Origin of the sequence: Vibrio sp. 10N.222.52.B12 (assembly GCF_002875385.1) — a bacterium.
Classification (GTDB): Bacteria; Pseudomonadota; Gammaproteobacteria; order Enterobacterales; family Vibrionaceae; genus Vibrio; species Vibrio jasicida.
In genome coordinates this window covers 1-17,497 of sequence record NZ_MDAW01000120.1, presented here as the reverse complement: position 1 = coordinate 17,497, position 17,497 = coordinate 1, and the positions used below count along the sequence as shown (strand labels likewise).

20 protein-coding genes are annotated in these 17,497 nt (G+C 45.9%); 9 read left to right on the top strand and 11 right to left on the bottom strand.

Annotated elements, in window-relative coordinates:
* Nucleotides 1–8 precede the first annotated feature (8 nt).
* Together BCT11_RS13780 and BCT11_RS13775 are read left to right on the top strand one after the other, a co-directional pair.
* Nucleotides 9–488, top strand: coding sequence for a GreA/GreB family elongation factor (locus tag BCT11_RS13780; RefSeq protein WP_054756493.1), 480 nt, complete (start codon nucleotides 9–11; stop codon nucleotides 486–488).
* A gap of 59 nt (nucleotides 489–547) precedes the next feature.
* Nucleotides 548–1,291, top strand: a complete 744-nt coding sequence (locus BCT11_RS13775; RefSeq protein ID WP_102388534.1) for a YggN family protein — start codon at nucleotides 548–550, stop codon at nucleotides 1,289–1,291.
* Between the two features lie 77 nt (nucleotides 1,292–1,368).
* Here BCT11_RS13775 and BCT11_RS13770 read toward each other — a convergent pair whose 3' ends face one another.
* Complete coding sequence (locus BCT11_RS13770; RefSeq protein ID WP_102388533.1) at nucleotides 1,369–3,909, bottom strand: Ig-like domain-containing protein; 2,541 nt, start codon at nucleotides 3,907–3,909, stop codon at nucleotides 1,369–1,371.
* A 359-nt stretch (nucleotides 3,910–4,268) separates the two neighbouring features.
* Here BCT11_RS13770 and BCT11_RS13765 point away from each other — a divergent pair, with 359 nt between their 5' ends.
* The gene (locus BCT11_RS13765; RefSeq protein WP_005436738.1) at nucleotides 4,269–5,633 is read left to right on the top strand and encodes a sodium-dependent transporter; all 1,365 of its coding nucleotides are present in this window, start codon (nucleotides 4,269–4,271) and stop codon (nucleotides 5,631–5,633) included.
* A gap of 92 nt (nucleotides 5,634–5,725) precedes the next feature.
* Here the strand turns inward: BCT11_RS13765 and BCT11_RS13760 are convergent, their stop codons facing one another.
* The 5 genes from BCT11_RS13760 to tsaA form a co-directional block, all read right to left on the bottom strand.
* Nucleotides 5,726–5,917, bottom strand: coding sequence for a DUF4250 domain-containing protein (locus BCT11_RS13760; protein WP_038864663.1), 192 nt, complete (start codon nucleotides 5,915–5,917; stop codon nucleotides 5,726–5,728).
* Nucleotides 5,917–6,123, bottom strand: coding sequence for a YaeP family protein (locus BCT11_RS13755; protein ID WP_038864665.1), 207 nt, complete (start codon nucleotides 6,121–6,123; stop codon nucleotides 5,917–5,919). Before BCT11_RS13755 ends, BCT11_RS13760 begins: the two co-directional genes overlap by 1 nt.
* A gap of 113 nt (nucleotides 6,124–6,236) precedes the next feature.
* Nucleotides 6,237–6,905, bottom strand: a complete 669-nt coding sequence (locus BCT11_RS13750; protein WP_102388532.1) for a tellurite resistance TerB family protein — start codon at nucleotides 6,903–6,905, stop codon at nucleotides 6,237–6,239.
* A 172-nt stretch (nucleotides 6,906–7,077) separates the two neighbouring features.
* On the bottom strand, nucleotides 7,078–8,793 hold the full coding sequence (locus BCT11_RS13745) for a proline--tRNA ligase (RefSeq protein WP_063344108.1): 1,716 nt from the start codon (nucleotides 8,791–8,793) through the stop codon (nucleotides 7,078–7,080).
* Nucleotides 8,794–8,903: 110 nt separating this feature from the next.
* Nucleotides 8,904–9,599: a tRNA (N6-threonylcarbamoyladenosine(37)-N6)-methyltransferase TrmO gene (tsaA, locus tag BCT11_RS13740; protein WP_038879134.1), complete on the bottom strand. Its 696-nt coding sequence runs from the start codon at nucleotides 9,597–9,599 to the stop codon at nucleotides 8,904–8,906.
* Nucleotides 9,600–9,726: 127 nt separating this feature from the next.
* Between tsaA and BCT11_RS13735 the strand changes: the two genes are divergently transcribed.
* The 3 genes from BCT11_RS13735 to BCT11_RS13725 all read left to right on the top strand — a co-directional run bounded on the left by BCT11_RS13735 (nucleotide 9,727) and on the right by BCT11_RS13725 (nucleotide 11,931).
* Nucleotides 9,727–9,987 carry a type B 50S ribosomal protein L31 gene (locus tag BCT11_RS13735; protein ID WP_038864672.1) on the top strand — a complete coding sequence of 87 codons (261 nt, stop codon included), beginning with the start codon at nucleotides 9,727–9,729 and terminating at the stop codon, nucleotides 9,985–9,987.
* Nucleotides 9,988–9,990: 3 nt separating this feature from the next.
* Nucleotides 9,991–10,116 carry a type B 50S ribosomal protein L36 gene (gene ykgO, locus BCT11_RS13730; protein WP_005380299.1) on the top strand — a complete coding sequence of 42 codons (126 nt, stop codon included), beginning with the start codon at nucleotides 9,991–9,993 and terminating at the stop codon, nucleotides 10,114–10,116.
* A gap of 228 nt (nucleotides 10,117–10,344) precedes the next feature.
* The gene (locus BCT11_RS13725; protein WP_102388531.1) at nucleotides 10,345–11,931 is read left to right on the top strand and encodes an AbgT family transporter; all 1,587 of its coding nucleotides are present in this window, start codon (nucleotides 10,345–10,347) and stop codon (nucleotides 11,929–11,931) included.
* Nucleotides 11,932–11,985: 54 nt separating this feature from the next.
* Here the strand turns inward: BCT11_RS13725 and BCT11_RS13720 are convergent, their stop codons facing one another.
* From BCT11_RS13720 to BCT11_RS13710, 3 genes are all read right to left on the bottom strand, one after another.
* Nucleotides 11,986–12,711: a MipA/OmpV family protein gene (locus BCT11_RS13720; protein WP_102388530.1), complete on the bottom strand. Its 726-nt coding sequence runs from the start codon at nucleotides 12,709–12,711 to the stop codon at nucleotides 11,986–11,988.
* A 92-nt stretch (nucleotides 12,712–12,803) separates the two neighbouring features.
* Nucleotides 12,804–13,247 (bottom strand): YaiI/YqxD family protein, encoded by a 444-nt coding sequence (locus BCT11_RS13715; RefSeq protein ID WP_038864678.1) that lies wholly within the window; start codon nucleotides 13,245–13,247, stop codon nucleotides 12,804–12,806.
* On the bottom strand, nucleotides 13,244–13,537 hold the full coding sequence (locus tag BCT11_RS13710; protein ID WP_042600062.1) for a hypothetical protein: 294 nt from the start codon (nucleotides 13,535–13,537) through the stop codon (nucleotides 13,244–13,246). Before BCT11_RS13710 ends, BCT11_RS13715 begins: the two co-directional genes overlap by 4 nt.
* 905 nt (nucleotides 13,538–14,442) lie before the next feature.
* Here BCT11_RS13710 and BCT11_RS13700 point away from each other — a divergent pair.
* On the top strand, nucleotides 14,443–14,928 hold the full coding sequence (locus BCT11_RS13700) for a GNAT family N-acetyltransferase (protein WP_038864682.1): 486 nt from the start codon (nucleotides 14,443–14,445) through the stop codon (nucleotides 14,926–14,928).
* On the opposite strand, the gene BCT11_RS13695 is transcribed toward BCT11_RS13700, so the two are convergent.
* Both BCT11_RS13695 and BCT11_RS13690 read right to left on the bottom strand, forming a co-directional pair.
* Nucleotides 14,888–15,187, bottom strand: a complete 300-nt coding sequence (locus tag BCT11_RS13695) for a DUF3301 domain-containing protein (protein WP_039976952.1) — start codon at nucleotides 15,185–15,187, stop codon at nucleotides 14,888–14,890. The two genes, BCT11_RS13700 and BCT11_RS13695, sit on opposite strands and share 41 nt — an antisense overlap.
* A 13-nt stretch (nucleotides 15,188–15,200) precedes the next feature.
* Complete coding sequence (locus tag BCT11_RS13690; RefSeq protein ID WP_102388529.1) at nucleotides 15,201–16,238, bottom strand: DUF3549 family protein; 1,038 nt, start codon at nucleotides 16,236–16,238, stop codon at nucleotides 15,201–15,203.
* Between the two features lie 76 nt (nucleotides 16,239–16,314).
* Here BCT11_RS13690 and BCT11_RS13685 point away from each other — a divergent pair, with 76 nt between their 5' ends.
* Nucleotides 16,315–16,629 (top strand): YqcC family protein, encoded by a 315-nt coding sequence (locus tag BCT11_RS13685; protein WP_038864800.1) that lies wholly within the window; start codon nucleotides 16,315–16,317, stop codon nucleotides 16,627–16,629.
* 5 nt (nucleotides 16,630–16,634) lie between these two features.
* Nucleotides 16,635–17,402, top strand: coding sequence for a tRNA pseudouridine(65) synthase TruC (gene truC, locus BCT11_RS13680; RefSeq protein WP_038879143.1), 768 nt, complete (start codon nucleotides 16,635–16,637; stop codon nucleotides 17,400–17,402).
* Nucleotides 17,403–17,497: the final 95 nt, after the last annotated feature.

Genomic DNA, 17,497 nt, shown 5'->3' with positions numbered 1-17,497 from the left:
CTAAAAGTATGAACAAAGCTGACTTAGTCCAAATTATCATTCAACACTTAGAAGAGAAGCTGCAAGTTGCTCACGCCTCTACACAGCGAGCTATTGACGCTGCGACAGATGAAGAAACTGTCCCTGAGCATAAATACGATACGCTAGCACTTGAGGCATCTTATCTTGCGCATGGACAGGCAATGCGCGTACAAGAAAGTGAAGAAGAGCTTCGCCAGTACCGCACTCTTGTGTTGCGTGATTTTGTTGATGCTCGTATCGCGGTTGGTGCTTATGTGGAATTAGTGGACGAGAACGATGTTGAAAAAGCCTTCTTTATCGGCCCTCGCTCGGGCGGACTGACTGTCGAATGGCAAGGCAAAGAGGTGTTTGTACTTACCCCTAAATCCCCTCTTGGTCGTGCTTTGATGGGTAAAGAAGAAGGGGAGGACGTAGAGATGAAAATTGGCGATAAAACAACTTGTTATGAAGTCGTGACGATTTGCTGACATCCCACCCATAGGTGGCTGTTATAGTTAAACAGAATAATCATGAAAAAGAGAAAGTAATGAAGAAACTGCTCACGCTCTCCTTGTTGACTATCAGTGCCAGTGGCTACGCAGCTCAGTGTCGCGTTGATATTAACAACGAAGTTCGTATGGATGGTCAGAACTTAGAAATCGTACATGCCAATGGTGAAAAAGCGGTCGTCGATGAAGACAATAACCTGTTCATCAAAGGTGAAATGATCGAGCTAGATGATGATCAAAAAGCGGCAATTGAAAGTTACCGCGAGAAGATGAATGCTTATATTCCGCAAGCGAAACAGCTCGCGAGTGATGGCTTAGCCCTAGCAAATGACATCATCGATGATATCGCAGTAAGCCTTGATGCGCCTGATTCGTTTGATAACGTTAAGGTTGCGGTAAAGGATTTCTTTGCCGATGTAGAAGCCCGTTACTACAAAGACGGTGATTTTATTCTGCCTGCTGACAGTTTTGACTCGATGACAGAATCATGGTCACAAGACTTCGAAAAGGCACAAGAAATCTTTAACAAAGAATTCCTAACCAGCGCATTTGACGCTTTGTCTGCCAAGATGAAAGAAGACGGTGGTTTGAACTTGACTGCGCTGTCTGAAAGCATGACGGAACTGCAAGCCAAGGTACAAGAACGCTTAGCTGAGCATTCGAAAGACGTCGAAAAACAAGCGGAAGATTTGTGTGAATCACTGGATGATATGGCAGGTGAAGAGCAAGATCTGCTGAAGAAGATCCCAGTGTTAAAAGATTACCAAGTCTTCACGATTTAATTCGCGAAACACAAATAACAAAGAGCGCCTGTTATCGGCGCTCTTTTTACATGGGTACTATTCAGTATCTATACGAGTTATTCCGCATTCATCTGAGTTAACTTATCGCCCACTGGTTTCGAGAAGTTAAAGCCATCGTGTTCATCCCAATTGATTGACCATGTCATCACACCAGCGTAGTTCGGGTAGTTGAATGCTGGTTTCACTGTGCCACATGAAGTGCCTTTGGTTAAGCAATCTAATGCGTCTAGGATGTTCTGTGTTGGCGCCTGACCTGAGTTAGCTGAACTTGGACCCGACGGCAAGCCAATCGCGACTTGGTCATCACGCAGTGGCTCAAACATGGTGCCGTCTGCTAATTCAAAGCCTTCAATCAACATCTTAGATTGCGCCACCATCATATCCACTGAGCCTTCTGGTGCCGATCCTGGTAAGTAAGGGTTTGGCAAGCCACCGTTGTTGTATAACTGAACGTGTAGCAGGTCGAGTGTGCTGCGTGTTTCGTTAATCACAGGAATGTATGCGCCCCAAATACCGCTATAAGCAATGTAGCCACCTTGTACGTAAGGATGCTCAGGTGCCATGGTTAGGTACATATCACCGCCCATGTTCTGCTCGATTTGCAACAAAGCACCACCTAAACGTGCTTGGATTTGCGAACCATGCAGCAGATTAGAGCCACTTTCTAGATCCACATCCAAACCATCGAAGCCCCATTCGGCAATCAATGCGGTTAGGCTCGATACGAAGTTTGCTTCATCTTGGTCTGTGTTGAGTGTAATCGTGCCTTCTGCGCCACCAAGAGACAGAACGAACTTCTTACCTTTAGCTTGCAGTGCGGCCATGTCTTGCTTGAATTGAGTTGGGTCTAGCGCAGGACAATCACTGTAGATGTCACCAGAGTACAGGTTGAAGTGCACCGTACCATCGCTGTTACGGTCGTTTTCTGCAAAGGCAATATCAATCACATCCCATGCATCAGACATGTCGGCGAGGCGGATAGGACAGCCTGCACCGTTCACGAAGTTGTGCCAGTAGCCAATCAACTTATGACGTTTCTCAGTTTGTTCAACAACCGTAATCGATGCCGCATCAGAAAGCGCTGTTGTACCTGCAAGATCGGTGGCTTGAGCGCTTACCGTAAAGCTACCAATCGCGGCAGGTGTCCAGTTCGCCGAGTAAGGTGCTGTCGTGTCGGTTGCGACAATTGCACCGTTCACCATAAAGTCGACGTGTTTCACGCCAGAGGTTAGTGAGGTTGCATCCGCGCTTAGAACGAGATTTTTACCTAAACCGACGGTTTGACCTGTACTCGGTGACGTCAATGAAATCACCAAATCTTGGTCACTCACAGTCACGTTAACGACAGACTCGGACGTGTTGTTATCGTTGTCTGTTGCAACGGCTTTAAGTTGATTGGTACCAATTAGCGTTGTATTCCACAAGACTGAGTATGGTGCTTGAGCAACCACACCTAAACTGGTGCCATTGGCGAAGAGCTCCACTTGAGTCACGTTACCGTCTGCATCGCTGGCATCCGCCGAGACTTCAACATTGTCGCCTGCGAGTAATACTTGGCCTTCGCTTGGTGCGGTGATAGCGACTTGAGGCGGTGTCGAACAGGCTCCTAGCCCAGTCCATGCATCCTGCCAGTACAAACCTTCACCCGGCTCATAAGCCCAGGCTGCATCAGAAGAACACCAGCCTGCAACATCACAGCGATATTTCTGGTTGAGATTAGAGACGAGTGCACCTGCTTCATAGCGGTTACCTGCCACATAAGGCACGGCGTCTGCACAACCGCCAGAACTAGAGTCGCTGACGACGAGCGAGACTTCTTGGCTCATGGTTGACAGGTTCGAATCATCGGTTGCTTGCGCTTTGAAGGTATGAGTACCGACTGCCGCCGTCCAGACATATTCATATGGAGCCGCAGTATCGACAGCCACGGATTGGTTGTTTACGAAGAACTCAACTTGGGTGACTAAACCATCGCTGTCTGCTGCATCGGCCGTTACCGAAATAGTGTCACCTACACTTGGTGTTTCTGTACCTGTTGGGCTCGTTAGAGAAACGGTTGGAGGTGGCAATTCGGTTTGTGGTTGAACGAAGATAGAAACATTGGTTGTGGTTACCGCACCTTCGTTGTCGGTGGCGATTGCCGTTAACTGAGAGACACCCTCTACTGCTGTCCAGTTAGCTTGGAAAGGGGCTTGGCTTACCATTGCAACAGTTTGATTCCCAGCAAGGAACTTTACTTGAGCCACTTGCCCATCTTCATCAGCAGCATTGGCTAATAGCGTTATTACGCTGCCTTCTGGTATCTGTGCGTTATCGGTTGGAGAAGAGAATGAGACTGTTGGAGGTAGGTTTGTACCGCCACCATCACATTGCCCAAGGCCTTTCCAAGCCTCCCATGGTCCCGAGTTGTTTACCGGATTATTGCCTTGGGTCCAATAGGCCGCTTCATAAGCTGCGCCTTGGGTCCGTACTTGATCGCCAGAGTTATAAACGGTGGTACCATCCCATGCTGATAAATTTTGGCAGTTATAAGCTTGAGCTTGGTAGCTGACACTGAGTGCCGCGATGACCGCACCATGCAGTAGCGTGACCTTCATTTTTCTCTCCTTGAGTTACAAGATGTTCTGTTGAACTAATTAGATAACTAGTTGATAAATAGACATCAGGAGAGAAATTCGAAGCGTTATGTTTCACTTTTCAACACGAAATCACGTTGAACTATTCGTACTTTACAACTCGGCTCATTATTTTTCGGCTCACTTCACGCTGATTTATAAATTCATCAAAAAGACAAAAAACGATACTTGGCGAATATGAGATGTACGTGGAAATTTACAAACTGAATGTCTGCTAATTGATCTGATTGTCGAGTAATTAACCTAATGACTCTTGTTGAGTAGAAGGTATTGCTATAATGTACTAGTCAGCTAGTTCATTGATATTTTGTGTGAGTGGTATGACACAACAAACTTCTTCTCAGCCTCGTGAGCATTTTGGCTCACGCCTTGGATTCATCTTAGCGGCAGCAGGTGCTGCAGTGGGTCTAGGTAACATTTGGGGCTTTCCTACCCAAGCAGCAAGTAACGGCGGTGGTGCCTTCTTGTTGGTGTACTTGGTGATGATTCTTATCGTTGCATTCCCAATGCTGGTGGTTGAAATGGCGATCGGTCGTCATGGTCAAGCAAACCCAGTAGACAGCATGCGTTCTCTAACAGACAACCCTGTGGGCAAGAAGCTTGGCGGCCTAGTTGGTTGGATTGGTCTGAGTGTGCCAAGTGCGGTTTTGGCGTTTTACTCGATTGTAGGCGGTTGGTTGATCTGCTTTATGTTGGGCGCAGTGACCGACATCATGGGTATGGAAGCGGCGACACAATGGTTGAAAGGCTTCAGCGTTGAACGCAACTTGTTTGGTACGATTACATTTTATGTATTAACCATTTTGATCGTACAAGGCGGCGTGAAGCAGGGCATTGAGAAGTGGTCAACACGTTTAATGCCAGCACTGTTTGTTCTGTTCGGTTTGCTGTTCATCTACATCATGACGCAAAACGGTGCGATGGAAGGTTTGAAGCACTACCTAGTGCCTGATTTCGAGAAAGTATGGGATCGCAAACTTATCCTTGCCGCAATGGGCCAAGGCTTCTTCTCACTGACCATCGGTGGCTGTTCGATGCTTATCTATGGCTCTTACCTAAGTAAGAAAGAGAACCTGCCGAAGATGGCGATGAACGTGACTATGGTCGATACCGCAGTTGCCTTTATTGCTGGTCTAGTGGTGATGCCAGCAATGTTCGTTGCGATGCAAAAAGGCGTTCAAATCTATGCAGAAGATGGTTCGCTATTAAGTTCAGATACATTGGTATTTACAGTTCTACCGCTGATGTTTGATAGCTTAGGTTTGCTTGGCCAACTGTTCTCAATCGTGTTCTTCTTACTGCTGACGATTGCAGCACTGACGTCATCTATCTCGATGCTTGAATGTCCGGTTGCTCTGGTTGGTGAGCGATTCAACACTAAACGCAGCACGACAAGCTGGGTATTGGGTGGCCTGATTGCGCTGTTCAGTGTGGTTATCGTATTTAACTTCGGTGCACTATTTGGCATGGTTGCGACTATCGCGACGCAATACTTACAACCTATGGCAGCACTGTTGTTCTGTCTGTTTGGTGGTTGGGTATGGAATCGTCACTCGAAAATCAAAGAGCTTGAACAAGGTTGTCCTGAGTTCACCCAAGGTTGGTTTGGTAAGTTGTGGCCTGCATACGTGAAGTTTGTTTGTCCGATTCTCGTGGCGACTGTTATCTGGGCTTCGTTCGGCTAATAAGCTGACTCAAAACATAAAAGAAAAGGGCTTGATGAATGCATCAAGCCCTTTTTTCTATTCGTGTTTTTGCTATCCGTCTCGGCTCACGATTAACGGAACTGACCTGCATCAGGTAAGAAATCGAAACCTGCCGTCGCCAGCTTTGCTTCAAGCGCAGCACGGTCGATATCAAAAAATACGACCAACTTATCCAGATCACCGGCAAAGTCGTCACGCAGCTTCATATTGACGATGCTCATTAACATGATTGGATCCATGGACTCAAAATTTGCCAGATTCATTACTTATCCTCAAAATCTGAAATCAGCAGGTTTGCTGCTGCAAACGCGGCTTTTTCACGAGCTTCTTTTGGTAGGGATTCGTCGGCAGCGATGTCGTTTAACGCTTTTACTGCACACGAGATCGCTTGAGGAATGTAGCCTTGATCGCCACTACCGATTTGAGCGTAAAGCTCACGAACTAATTCACAACAGCCGTATACTTGCATGGCTAAATCCTTAAGAAATGATAACTGCTCTCAAATATACACATAGCCGTTTTGAAACTCAAAGCAGAGAATTGTTTTGGCTCAAGTTAACACGCAACTTGAGCAAACATTCATCACTGTAATTGTGCTTCTAACTGATAAGTGACCTCTGGAGAAAGGTTGAGTTGCTTCGCAAGCTCCTGCAAATACGTTTTCTCCATAAAGTTTTGCTCATCGGCCACAATCAACGACGCCAGATAAATTTCTGATGCCTGTTGTGGCGACGTTGCTAAACGCGCGATTTCTGCTGGATCGAGCGGCTTGTGCAGTTCTTGATGAACCAACTGTCTTACATGATCATCTGCGCCCATTTCTGTCAGTGCTTGTTCGATGCGAGCCATTTCTTGTTCATCGACGTGGCCATCGGCTTTGGCTGCACCAATCATGGCTTTAAGGATCAGTTTTGCATGTTTGTTGTCATCAGGATCGAAGCTTTCGTTGACGCCCTGTGTGTCCTGCTTCGCTTGCCAATCATTGTAGACTTTGTAAGCCAGAGCACCTAATGCCGCTGCGCCACCGACTTTGAGTGCGCCTGTACCGACTTTCTTGGTCATCTTTTTGCTCTTTTTAGAGCCCATTAACATGCCGATAAGACCGCCACCAATCGCGCCGGCACCAAGTGTTTTCAGTTGGCTAGAGCTTGATGAGGATTTGATATTGCTGGTTTGTTTACCAATCGCATCGGTACCTTGCTTGATTAGGTCTGATTTGAGCGCTTGGTTAAGAAGACTTTTTAGATCCATGAATGACCTCCTTACTAGATTGAATCCAGTGTAAGGTGATGAGTCTGAACCAAAGATTAACAGCGCCAATATTAGGTAGGGCCAAAAGGCTTAAAAAACAGACGTAAAAAAGGGCTGACCGAAGCCAACCCTTTTTATCACTCTGTATTCAGCACAATGTGCTTATTGCAGCTTATTGCAGTTGAGCTTTAATGTGTTCAACGATGTCTGCCATAGCAATCGCTGTTTTCTCACCAGAGCGGCGGTTCTTGTACTCGAAGTTGCCTTCTTTCATTGAACGATCACCGATCACGATAGTGTGAGGAATGCCGATAAGTTCCATATCAGAGAACATCACGCCTGGGCGCTCTTTACGGTCATCGAATAGTACTTCGATACCCATAGCCGTCAGTTCAGCGTACAGCTTCTCAGCCGCTTCTTTCACTTCTTCAGACTTGTGCATGTTCATTGGCACGATAGCCACTTGGAAAGGCGCTAGTGCGTCTGGCCAAATGATGCCGTATTTGTCGTGGTTTTGCTCGATTGCAGAAGCAACAACACGAGATACACCGATACCGTAACAACCCATTTCTAGGATAACGTTTTTACCGTCAGGACCAAGAACGCCACAGTTCATCGCTTGAGAGTAAACATTACCTAGTTGGAAGATGTGACCAACTTCGATACCACGTTTAAGCATTAGCGTACCTTGACCACATGGGCTTGGATCGCCTTCTACTACGTTACGTAGATCTTCAACTTGGCCTAATTCAACGTCACGGCCCCAGTTGATACCGAAGTAGTGTTTGCCGTCGATGTTTGCACCTGCGCCGAAGTCGCTCATTACAGCAACAGAGCGGTCAACGATGAATGGCAGTTCAAGACCAACAGGGCCTAGAGAACCAGCGCCAGCACCGATCAGTGCACGCATTTCCTCTTCTGATGCCATCTCTAATGGAGAAGCAACTTGAGGTAGGTTTTCTGCTTTCACTTCGTTTAGCTCGTGGTCACCACGAACGATAAGAGCAATGATGTCAGCATCTACTTCATCAGAGGCTTTAACGAATAGAGTTTTTACTGTCTTCTCGATTGCTAGACCGTGTTGCTCTACAAGCTCCGCGATTGTTTTCGCGTTTGGCGTATCAACCAACGTCATCTCTTGAGTTGGCTCAGCGCGCTCACCTGCAGGTGCTGCCGCTTCTGCTTTTTCGATGTTCGCTGCGTAATCAGACTCAGTAGAGAATGCGATTAGGTCTTCGCCGCTTTCAGCAAGTACGTGGAACTCTTGAGAACCACTACCACCGATAGCGCCAGAGTCAGCAAGTACTGGACGGTACTCAAGACCCATGCGATCGAATGCTTTACAGTAAGCGTCGTGCATCGCTTGGTAAGATTTCTCTAGACCTTCTTTGTCGATGTCGAAGCTGTATGCATCCATCATGCAGAATTCACGTGCACGCATTACGCCGAAACGTGGACGACGTTCATCACGGAATTTAGTCTGGATTTGGTACAGGTTTAGCGGAAGCTGTTTGTAAGAGCTCACTTCGTTACGCACAAGGCTAGTGATCACTTCTTCAGCTGTAGGGCTAAGAACAAACGGACGAGTATGACGGTCAGTAAAGCGAAGTAGCTCAGGACCCATCTTCTCAGAACGACCTGTCTCTTCCCATAGTTCAAACGGCTGAACAACGGGCATCAAAGTTTCGACTGCACCTGCATTGTCGATTTCTTGACGAACGATGTTTTCGACTTTACGCAGCACACGTAGACCAGTAGGCAGCCAGGTGTATAGACCTGAAGCCAGCTTACGGATCATACCCGCGCGTAGCATGAGCTGGTGGCTCACTACTTCTGCGTCGTTTGGAGTCTCCTTCAGAGTAGAAAGAAGATAATTACTGGTACGCATTAAATTTATCCGTTTATTAAAGTTAGATACTCAAGCCAGAATGGACAGGAGCATGAGGTCCCACAAAGGGAAAATTGTTAGCCGCTTATAATATCAGCCAAATGCCTTTGTCAAAAGCTTTCAATCGCAGTAACTGTTATTAAGTTATCGCTAACCGTGAACTTAACGTTCAGATCGAACAAATTTACCGCATATTCCTTACTGTCAGGCTTGTTTTTCTTGTAAGCCGGACGAGGATCTTGTGCCAGAACCTGCTCGATCACTGTTTTGACATACTCAGTATCGCTGCGCTTTTTGAGTGCCGCTAGTGCAGCTGAAGAAAAGCCGATCTGAGATGTTTCGGGTTCGTCTTCTGCGTAGCCACCTTGTGCCTCTGTAATAGAATCTGAGTAGGGGATGTATGGTTTGATATCAACAATTGGCGTGCCATCGACCAAGTCTACGTTACCAAGATCCAAATAGATCTGATCGCCTTTCTTGCTAATACCTTTGACTTCCACTGCCGACATGCCAATGCCATTGGGACGGAAAGTAGAACGTGACGCAAAGACGCCAACACGTTCATTGCCTCCTAAACGAGGCGGACGCACGGTGGGCTTCCATCCCGCTTCTAAGTTCTGATCAAACAAAAACAGTAGCCATACATGAGAAAACTGCTCTAAACCACGAAGGGCTTCTGGACTATTTGCTGCGCCTTGAAGTTTGACACGTGAATGCGCCGCAGGCACCAAGCGAGGTTGTCGAGGGACCGCAAACTTCTCTTTATATGGGCTTTCAATTACGCCAATAGGCTCAATGGAATACATGAATATGGTGTCTTATACATGGAAGATGAAAACTAAAGTACCACAAAATTCCGCTTGCTTTTTTGTTGAGAATGATTCCTAATTGATATGTTATATTATAACAATTCTTCAAGAGGGAAATTTTAGTATGAAACCAGGCATTCACCCTGAATACCGTCCTGTAGTATTTCATGACACCAGCGTAGACGAATACTTTGTTGTTGGTTCGACACTACAGACTGATCGCACCATTGAATGGAAAGACGGCAAGACTTACCCATATTTCACACTGGATGTGTCATCTGCCTCTCACCCGTTTTACACAGGCAAGCAACGTGTCGTACAAGCTGAAGGTCGTATTGCGAACTTCAATCGCCGCTTTGGTCAATTCAATAAAGATAAGGAGTAAAAAATGAAGGTTGTTAAGTCATTAAAGAGCGCAAAAAGCCGTCACCCAGATTGTCAGATCGTAAAAAGAAGAGGGCGTTTATACGTTATTTGCAAAACGAACCCACGCTTTAAGGCGGTGCAGAAATAACCATAAATATCGTGTCGATTTATGGGATGTTGTGACTTATAATTCTGATTTATGATCTGTATGTGGGTGATATAACTATATTTTTATCGATAATGGGTCATAAATCCGCCTTTGAGTTACATTCTGTAACGTTTTGAACTTTCACTTAACCCTTGTGTCGAGTACCCTGCGCAAGCTTTATGACATTTTTGTCACAAATGCGCAGGAATAAATACAAGGAGGGAACAGATGAGTTCATCTGCTTCAATGAAACAAAACTCACCAAAGAAGCCGCTGTTCACGCGTTTTCTAGATACAGTTGAATATTTGGGGAACCTTTTACCCCACCCAATCACACTTTTCGCCATTTTCTGTCTTGCAATCCTAGTTATGTCGGGTATCGCTGGTTACTTTGAAGTTTCCGTTGTCGATCCGCGCCCAGAGGGTGCGCCTGGCCGTGCTGCTGATGGTATGATTCAAGTCGTAAGCTTGCTAAATGCTGAAGGCTTACAGCTGATTGTTACAAATCTAGTGAAAAACTTTGTTGGCTTCGCACCGTTAGGTACCGTCTTGGTTGCGATGCTTGGTGTTGCCATTGCAGAACATTCTGGTCTACTTTCTGCTGCAATGCGTGGCCTAGTAATGGGCGCTTCTCAGCGCATGGTTACTGTAACCGTTGTTTTCGCTGGTATCATTTCAAACACGGCTTCTGAGCTTGGTTACGTGGTACTGATTCCACTGGCAGCAATGTTGTTCCACTCATTAGGTCGTCATCCACTAGCTGGCCTTGCCGCTGCATTTGCTGGTGTGTCGGGCGGCTACTCTGCAAACCTACTTATCGGTACGGTTGATCCACTGCTATCAGGCATCACTGAAACAGCAGCACAGATGATTGACCCAACTTACTCTGTTGGTCCAGAAGTAAACTGGTACTTCATGTTTGTTTCTACCTTCTTCATCGCGATTACCGGTGCATTTGTTACTGAGAAAATCGTTGAACCAAAACTTGGTAAATATAATGACGAAGAAGCGGCTGAAGACTTGTCTCAAGACAAGATGGGCGGTCTAACTGACGTAGAGAAAAAAGGCCTTAAGCTTGCGGGTATCGCAGTATTGGCAGTGTCTGCACTACTAGCATGGACTATTGTTCCTACTGATGGTGTTCTACGTTCTGACGCTGGCACAGTAGCGGGCTCTCCATTCTTGAAGAGTATCGTCGCGTTTATCTTTGTTTTCTTCGCGGTACCGGGTTTTGTGTACGGTCGCGTAGTTGGTACGATGAAGAATGACCGTGATGTCATTGATGCCATGTCGAAGTCAATGTCTTCAATGGGCATGTACATCGTACTGGTATTCTTCGCGGCGCAATTTGTTGCTTTCTTTAAGTGGACGAATTTTGGCCAAGTGTTTGCAGTAGCAGGCGCAAGCTTCCTTCAAGAAATTGGTCTAACTGGTCCAATGCTGTTCTTCGCCTTCATCCTAATGTGTGGCTTCATCAACTTGATGATTGGTTCAGCATCAGCACAGTGGGCAGTAACAGCACCAATCTTTGTACCAATGTTAATGCTAGTCGGTTACGCTCCTGAAACCATTCAAGCGGCTTACCGTATCGGTGACTCAACGACGAACATCATCACACCAATGATGAGCTACTTCGGTCTTATCCTTGCGGTAGCAACGCGCTACATGAAGAATCTAGGTATCGGTACGCTGATCGCGACCATGTTGCCTTACTCGATTGTCTTCCTTGTTGGTTGGAGTGTACTGTTCTATCTGTGGGTATTCGTATTCGGTCTACCAGTAGGTCCTGGTGCAGCGACATACTACACGCCTTAATAGGCACCTCACTCAGCTCAATCAAAGCCTGCGTTTATCGCAGGCTTTTTTCGTTCAAAGACCTGCGAAACGATAGGTTAGACCGACTTCTAACGACCAACCTATATCACGCTGTATCAATGTGCTGTCACTGTCATGATGAATAAATTCTGCTTTGGTGATTGCAATCCAAGATGGTGTGACTTCATAAAGACCAATAAGTCCTGCTTGGTAAACAAAAGTAGAATTGGCTTTAAATTCTCTTAGCCCTGATGCTGCCGCTTCTCGCGCAGAGACACTGTACAGATGGTTAGAGAGTTTTTTATCTCGGTAATCGACTTCTAGAAAGGGGGTGAGGGTAAACGGTGGTAACCAAGTCTCTAGTGTCCGGCCGAGATGCAGTTGAACTTCGTAACCATTGTGATCTGAGGTGACATCATGCAGATAAGTCAATCTTGCGCCAACAGTGCCCAAAGTAATACCAAGTTCACCATTCCCATCACGATCGTCAATGCCGTTTGGCAGATCGGCAAACGTATCGGAGACTTCCGCGAAGCGCCAGTTTGCTGATAGCCCCACATAAGGTAACGCCTGCCAGTTTGCTAAGCTACCATCGACAAAACCGATAGGGCCGGAATAGAACAAGTTAGGTGTCGCACCCAACTGAGGTGTGTCTTTGACGGAAAAAGCGCTTTCGCCAGAGGTGATACTACCGCCAACAATGCCAAAGGGTTCTTGGCTGGCAAGCAATGTCGTAGAAAAGAAAAGTAATGAAAAGGGGACGACGATCCGTGCGTTCATAAATAAAACTCCATTCTTGTTATAACAACAAAGAACGGAGTTTTGAGGTTCTCATTTCACTGGCGACGATTTTCGTGGGTAAAAATGAATGCCTACCGTTTTGCGAGGATTCTGTCGAGGTGATTGGCGAACTCGCGACGTTCCGTTTGAGACAGCGCTGCTGGCCCTCCCGTTTGAATACCGCTTGATCGCATGGTATCCATAAAGTCACGGATATTGAGTCGCGCTTTGATAGTATCTTTCGTGTAAAGCTCGCCTCGTGAACTTAGTGCCAATGCGCCTTTGCTAATGACTTCATCTGCAAGTGGAATATCTGATGTGATCACCAGATCATTGGCTTCGACACGACGAACAATTTCGTTATCCGCAATATCAAAACCGGCAGGCACTTGCAGAGAGTGAATATTGGCACGCTTTGGTACAGGAACTACGTGGTTTGCAACAAAGGTACACTCAACACCGGTTCGTTCAGCCGCACGTACGATAGTCTCACGAATGACTTTCGGACAAGCATCTGCATCTACCCATAATTTCATGCTGTTTTCTCATTTAGTTTGGCTTCAAGCTCTTCAACACGAGCCACCAGTTTAGCTACCGTGTTTTCCAGAACAGTGATGCGATCTTCTTCTTTCGGTGTTTGTACCGCAACTTCAACTTTAGGAATGCGATTCGCGCTTTTCCAACTTTTGATGGTTGCGATTAATGCTGGCATAGGCACAGGCGTTTTCATTCGAGCTTTGACCAGAGCAACGGTTGGCTCTTTACCTTGCTGTTGCAACTGCTCCATCACGGCTTCCAGCTCTTTAGTGACGTCTTGAGTTAACATATTTTGTCCCTACTAAAATGACTTCTGTCATCATACGTTGAGGCGCTGAAATTAGCGAATGGCAATTTCGGCAGACCCTTGTGCGAGATCTCTCACAGAGGTTGTGAGAGAAAACGATTTCGTCGTCAGAACAAAAGAAATTAGTTGGCATAAGATTTTGAAAAATAACGATTTAACATCTTTTTAACTAAGTTTTCAAACAAAAGAATATCTTGGGCTGATTGTGATTTACAAGGAAAAGCGTAAATTAAACCTTGTCGGCAGGAAGCAGACATGGAACAGGAAAGCACCAAGGATTTGGTCATCGTCAGGACGACGATTTGATTATTCAGGATGAGTGATCAAGCACGGAGCGCAGGACATTGTAAGGACACAATCATCAATAGGATGTTGATGACTAAGGATAGACAATGGACCCCTCTTAGGATTGAGGTAAGGACAGCATCAGGAAGATGCAATGGACACCGCTCAAGGAACAAGTGATGCGCGCTAACGAGGATTGTTAGCTATCAGGATGATAAGGACACCGCTAGGACGGCGACGTAAGGACTAAGCTGACGGAATCAGCCACTATTATGGATGATGCATGGAGCACTATTTAGTAGCCGGACTGCTGCGAGTAAGACTATGACCCCGATACGCTAGTGTCGGGGTCTTTCTTATTTTGCACTTTCATAATTTCAGATAATTAAAAGTGTCAATATCACATAATTTATAAATTCCTCATAACACTGAATAAAAAACAATCCAGATCAATATCCTTTCCAATCAGTTGGTTTAACTTTCGGCTTCTCTAAAAGGCGTTATGTACCGCATAACAAATGAATAGCTCTTGAGCTTCTGCTATGCGGATAAATTAAGTTTGCTGTAATCAAGGAACAGATGTGACCATAGTAACCAGAAGAATGCTTCTTCTACCCTACAATGAGTCGTTGCAACTAGAGTTCGTGATGTTAAATTGCTGCGCTAAGAATCGCGCAGAGATGAATGGACCACATACCGTGTCTTCTGCGAAACAGTTGTTTGAGAAGATTCTGGATGATGAGAATGTCTACAGTATGGCGGTACTTGAAAGTACCAGCCGTGACTATATGGGACACGTGTTCATTTCGAATCTGGAGCATGAACCAGAGCTGGGATTTATCTTTGATAAAGCTTATTGGGGTAAAGGATTAGCAACAGAAGCGCTAAAGGCGTTTTTCCCGAAGGCGTGCCGTGAGCTTGGACTACACAAAGTCAAAGCAAATGTGAATAGTCATCACAAAGCATCCATGGCAGTACTGGAAAAACTTGGATTTACAAAGACAAGAGAAAGTAAGGACCTATACGGCCCTTACTTTGAAATGGAATTTACAAGCGATGTGGCGGTAGGTGAAAGTTCAGCGGCCTAAACCCGATCATCGTCAATTCTCCTTGGTAGCAATCGTCACCAAGAGATGAGAACTCAAATTGATACACTGTATGCCAACGCCAGATTCCGTCTGGCGTTTTCATTTTATGTGCACCAAATGCGATGCTGACCAATTGCAGATCAAGTTGCTCGCATTTGCGTGTAATAGCCGCTTTCGCTAATTCTGATTGGCGTCTTTGTTGCCAAAACAAAAAGCAGAAAAAGCACAGTCCTAAAATGGCTAGTAAGTCACCAATCATCCCTAATCCTTTATTATCCCTTGGTCGCTTGCTGTAATTTGACTAATGCCGTCGCTAGCTCTTCCGATGGGCTAGAGTGTAATAGAGGTAGCAGAACCATTCTTAGTTCTGGCAGCATCACTAAGTCGGCAAATAATTGGTTGAAGAGTGCTTGGTTGCCTGTTTGAGCAAGGCGCAGTAAAAACTGCTCAGCGACATTTGCATCAGCCAATAAGTGCCAAGTGCGGCCTGCGATACCAATTAAGACCTCTTGATGACTTAAACGTGGGCTTTGTAAAATTGTGTTTAACACTGGCAGTGAAATTTCCGACGATGCGCCTGCTAGAGCACGGATTAACGCAGATAATAGGAACAGATCAGGCTCATCACTTTCAATCTCTTGCTGTGCTTGTTCTGCAATACGCTGTGCTAGGCGCTCTTGCAGTTCTACATGTTCTAAAGCACCAAGCAGAGCGTAGCGTGGTTCGTTTGGTAGATGGTTTAAGGCCTTACGTAGTGTCACCGCATTTTGCTCTTGGCCAAGGCGTGCGGCCATATCAGTAATACCTTGTAGACCAACGGTTTGCCAGTTTTCCCAACCGAGACCACCAGTGAAATAGTGCTGAGTATGTTCGTAATACTGGCTGGTGGGTAAATCTAAACTAGCGCGAACTCGGCTATGAAATACCGCCATCTTCTCTTCAGCGGGTTTGAAAGTATATGGGTTGTTAGAAAGCTTTTGTTGTTGCTCTTCCGACATTTCCTCATTCAGACGAGTTCCCATCGCCTCTACAACGTATTTAATGAAGTTACCGATATCGGATTGCTTTAGCAAACCACGTTCATCCAGCTCAAATTTTAGAAACCAAATCCACGGTTGTTTTTGTTCATTCCAATACGCTATCGCGAGGTGCGCTTTACGTTGCATTGGGAATGGGTAAGGGCACTGGCCTTTTTCTACGTCGGCGAAGACTTGTGGATCGATGGTCTTGATACGACGACCAAGGTCGAAGATTTGATACTCACATTGGCTGTTGCTAAGCAACTGGGTGAGTGTTTGAATGTTTTCCATTAAATACGACATCCTAATGTTCTTTTCACAAGAAATGGTATCATTCTCGGCTAATTCAAGGTTCGAGACGGAATTAATGGCAACAAACATCCAATTGGTCGACTTACTTCAACAACTTGAAGCGCAATTACAGCACTATGAGCTGTGGCAACAAACCATGCCTACGACAGAAGCGTTACAGAGCACAGAACCTTTCGCGATTGATACGCTGCATCCCCATGAGTGGTTACAATGGATTTTTATTGCACGTATGCGCGCGTTAGTGGAAAGTAACCAGCCTTTGCCGCGTGGCTTTTCTATCGAACCGTATTTCGCGGAAGCTTGGAAGCAAGAACCACATTATGCTGAGCTACTTGTAACCATCCGAACCATCGACGAACTATGTAAGTAATCTCAATGTCAGAACAAGAAACATCACAAGTTGTTACTCCAGTGGAATTGGAGATCGTTTATCAGGATGAGTACTTTGTTGCAGTAAATAAGCCTGCAGGTATGTTGGTGCACCGCAGTTGGTTAGATAAACACGAAACAGTTTTCGTGATGCAAACGCTGCGCGACCAAATTGGCCAACATGTGTTTCCTTTGCACCGTCTGGATCGTCCGACGTCTGGTGTGCTTGTGTTTGCATTGTCGAGTGAAGTTGCATCGCAAGTGATGCCGATGTTTGCTGAACATAAGATGGAGAAAACCTATCACGCGATCGTTCGCGGCTGGATCGAAGAAGAAGGCGTTCTCGATTACGCGCTAAAAGTTGAGCTGGATAAAATTGCCGATAAGTTCGCTTCGCAAGAGAAAGAAGCGCAGGATGCAGTGACAGCCTACAAACCGTTAGCGAAAGTTGAGGTGCCGTATTCAACAGGTAAGTTCCCAACCACTCGCTATTGCTTGATGGAAATGCAGCCAAAGACAGGGCGTAAGCATCAGCTGCGTCGCCACATGGCCCACCTACGTCATCCTATCGTCGGTGACACCAGCCATGGTGATGGTAAGCATAACAAGTTGTATCGTACAGAGTTTGATTCTCACCGTTTGTTGCTGCACGCGTCGGAGTTACGTTTTGTCCACCCATTTACCGAGCAAGAAATCGTAATGAAAGCGGGTATTGATGAAACGTGGCAAAAATTGTTTGCACGATTCGAGTGGGATGAATCATTGGTGCAATAAGCCGTTAGTTTGATGAGCTCCGCTTTGATTCAATCAAAAAGAAAGGGGGTGGTATCTATACCAACCCCTTTTAAATGGTTCATCGCGGCTTTCCG

Excerpts from the sequence above, each read along its gene's own strand:
- BCT11_RS13780 (WP_054756493.1), top strand. The coding sequence starts at position 9 with ATGAACAAAGCTGACTTAGTCCAAATTATCATTCAACACTTAGAAGAG.
- BCT11_RS13775 (WP_102388534.1), top strand. The coding sequence starts at position 548 with ATGAAGAAACTGCTCACGCTCTCCTTGTTGACTATCAGTGCCAGTGGC.
- BCT11_RS13770 (WP_102388533.1), bottom strand. The coding sequence starts at position 3,909 with ATGAAGGTCACGCTACTGCATGGTGCGGTCATCGCGGCACTCAGTGTC.
- BCT11_RS13765 (WP_005436738.1), top strand. The coding sequence starts at position 4,269 with ATGACACAACAAACTTCTTCTCAGCCTCGTGAGCATTTTGGCTCACGC.
- BCT11_RS13760 (WP_038864663.1), bottom strand. The coding sequence starts at position 5,917 with ATGAATCTGGCAAATTTTGAGTCCATGGATCCAATCATGTTAATGAGC.
- BCT11_RS13755 (WP_038864665.1), bottom strand. The coding sequence starts at position 6,123 with ATGCAAGTATACGGCTGTTGTGAATTAGTTCGTGAGCTTTACGCTCAA.
- BCT11_RS13750 (WP_102388532.1), bottom strand. The coding sequence starts at position 6,905 with ATGGATCTAAAAAGTCTTCTTAACCAAGCGCTCAAATCAGACCTAATC.
- BCT11_RS13745 (WP_063344108.1), bottom strand. The coding sequence starts at position 8,793 with ATGCGTACCAGTAATTATCTTCTTTCTACTCTGAAGGAGACTCCAAAC.
- tsaA (WP_038879134.1), bottom strand. The coding sequence starts at position 9,599 with ATGTATTCCATTGAGCCTATTGGCGTAATTGAAAGCCCATATAAAGAG.
- BCT11_RS13735 (WP_038864672.1), top strand. The coding sequence starts at position 9,727 with ATGAAACCAGGCATTCACCCTGAATACCGTCCTGTAGTATTTCATGAC.
- ykgO (WP_005380299.1), top strand. The coding sequence starts at position 9,991 with ATGAAGGTTGTTAAGTCATTAAAGAGCGCAAAAAGCCGTCACCCAGAT.
- BCT11_RS13725 (WP_102388531.1), top strand. The coding sequence starts at position 10,345 with ATGAGTTCATCTGCTTCAATGAAACAAAACTCACCAAAGAAGCCGCTG.
- BCT11_RS13720 (WP_102388530.1), bottom strand. The coding sequence starts at position 12,711 with ATGAACGCACGGATCGTCGTCCCCTTTTCATTACTTTTCTTTTCTACG.
- BCT11_RS13715 (WP_038864678.1), bottom strand. The coding sequence starts at position 13,247 with ATGAAATTATGGGTAGATGCAGATGCTTGTCCGAAAGTCATTCGTGAG.
- BCT11_RS13710 (WP_042600062.1), bottom strand. The coding sequence starts at position 13,537 with ATGTTAACTCAAGACGTCACTAAAGAGCTGGAAGCCGTGATGGAGCAG.
- BCT11_RS13700 (WP_038864682.1), top strand. The coding sequence starts at position 14,443 with ATGCTTCTTCTACCCTACAATGAGTCGTTGCAACTAGAGTTCGTGATG.
- BCT11_RS13695 (WP_039976952.1), bottom strand. The coding sequence starts at position 15,187 with ATGATTGGTGACTTACTAGCCATTTTAGGACTGTGCTTTTTCTGCTTT.
- BCT11_RS13690 (WP_102388529.1), bottom strand. The coding sequence starts at position 16,238 with ATGGAAAACATTCAAACACTCACCCAGTTGCTTAGCAACAGCCAATGT.
- BCT11_RS13685 (WP_038864800.1), top strand. The coding sequence starts at position 16,315 with ATGGCAACAAACATCCAATTGGTCGACTTACTTCAACAACTTGAAGCG.
- truC (WP_038879143.1), top strand. The coding sequence starts at position 16,635 with ATGTCAGAACAAGAAACATCACAAGTTGTTACTCCAGTGGAATTGGAG.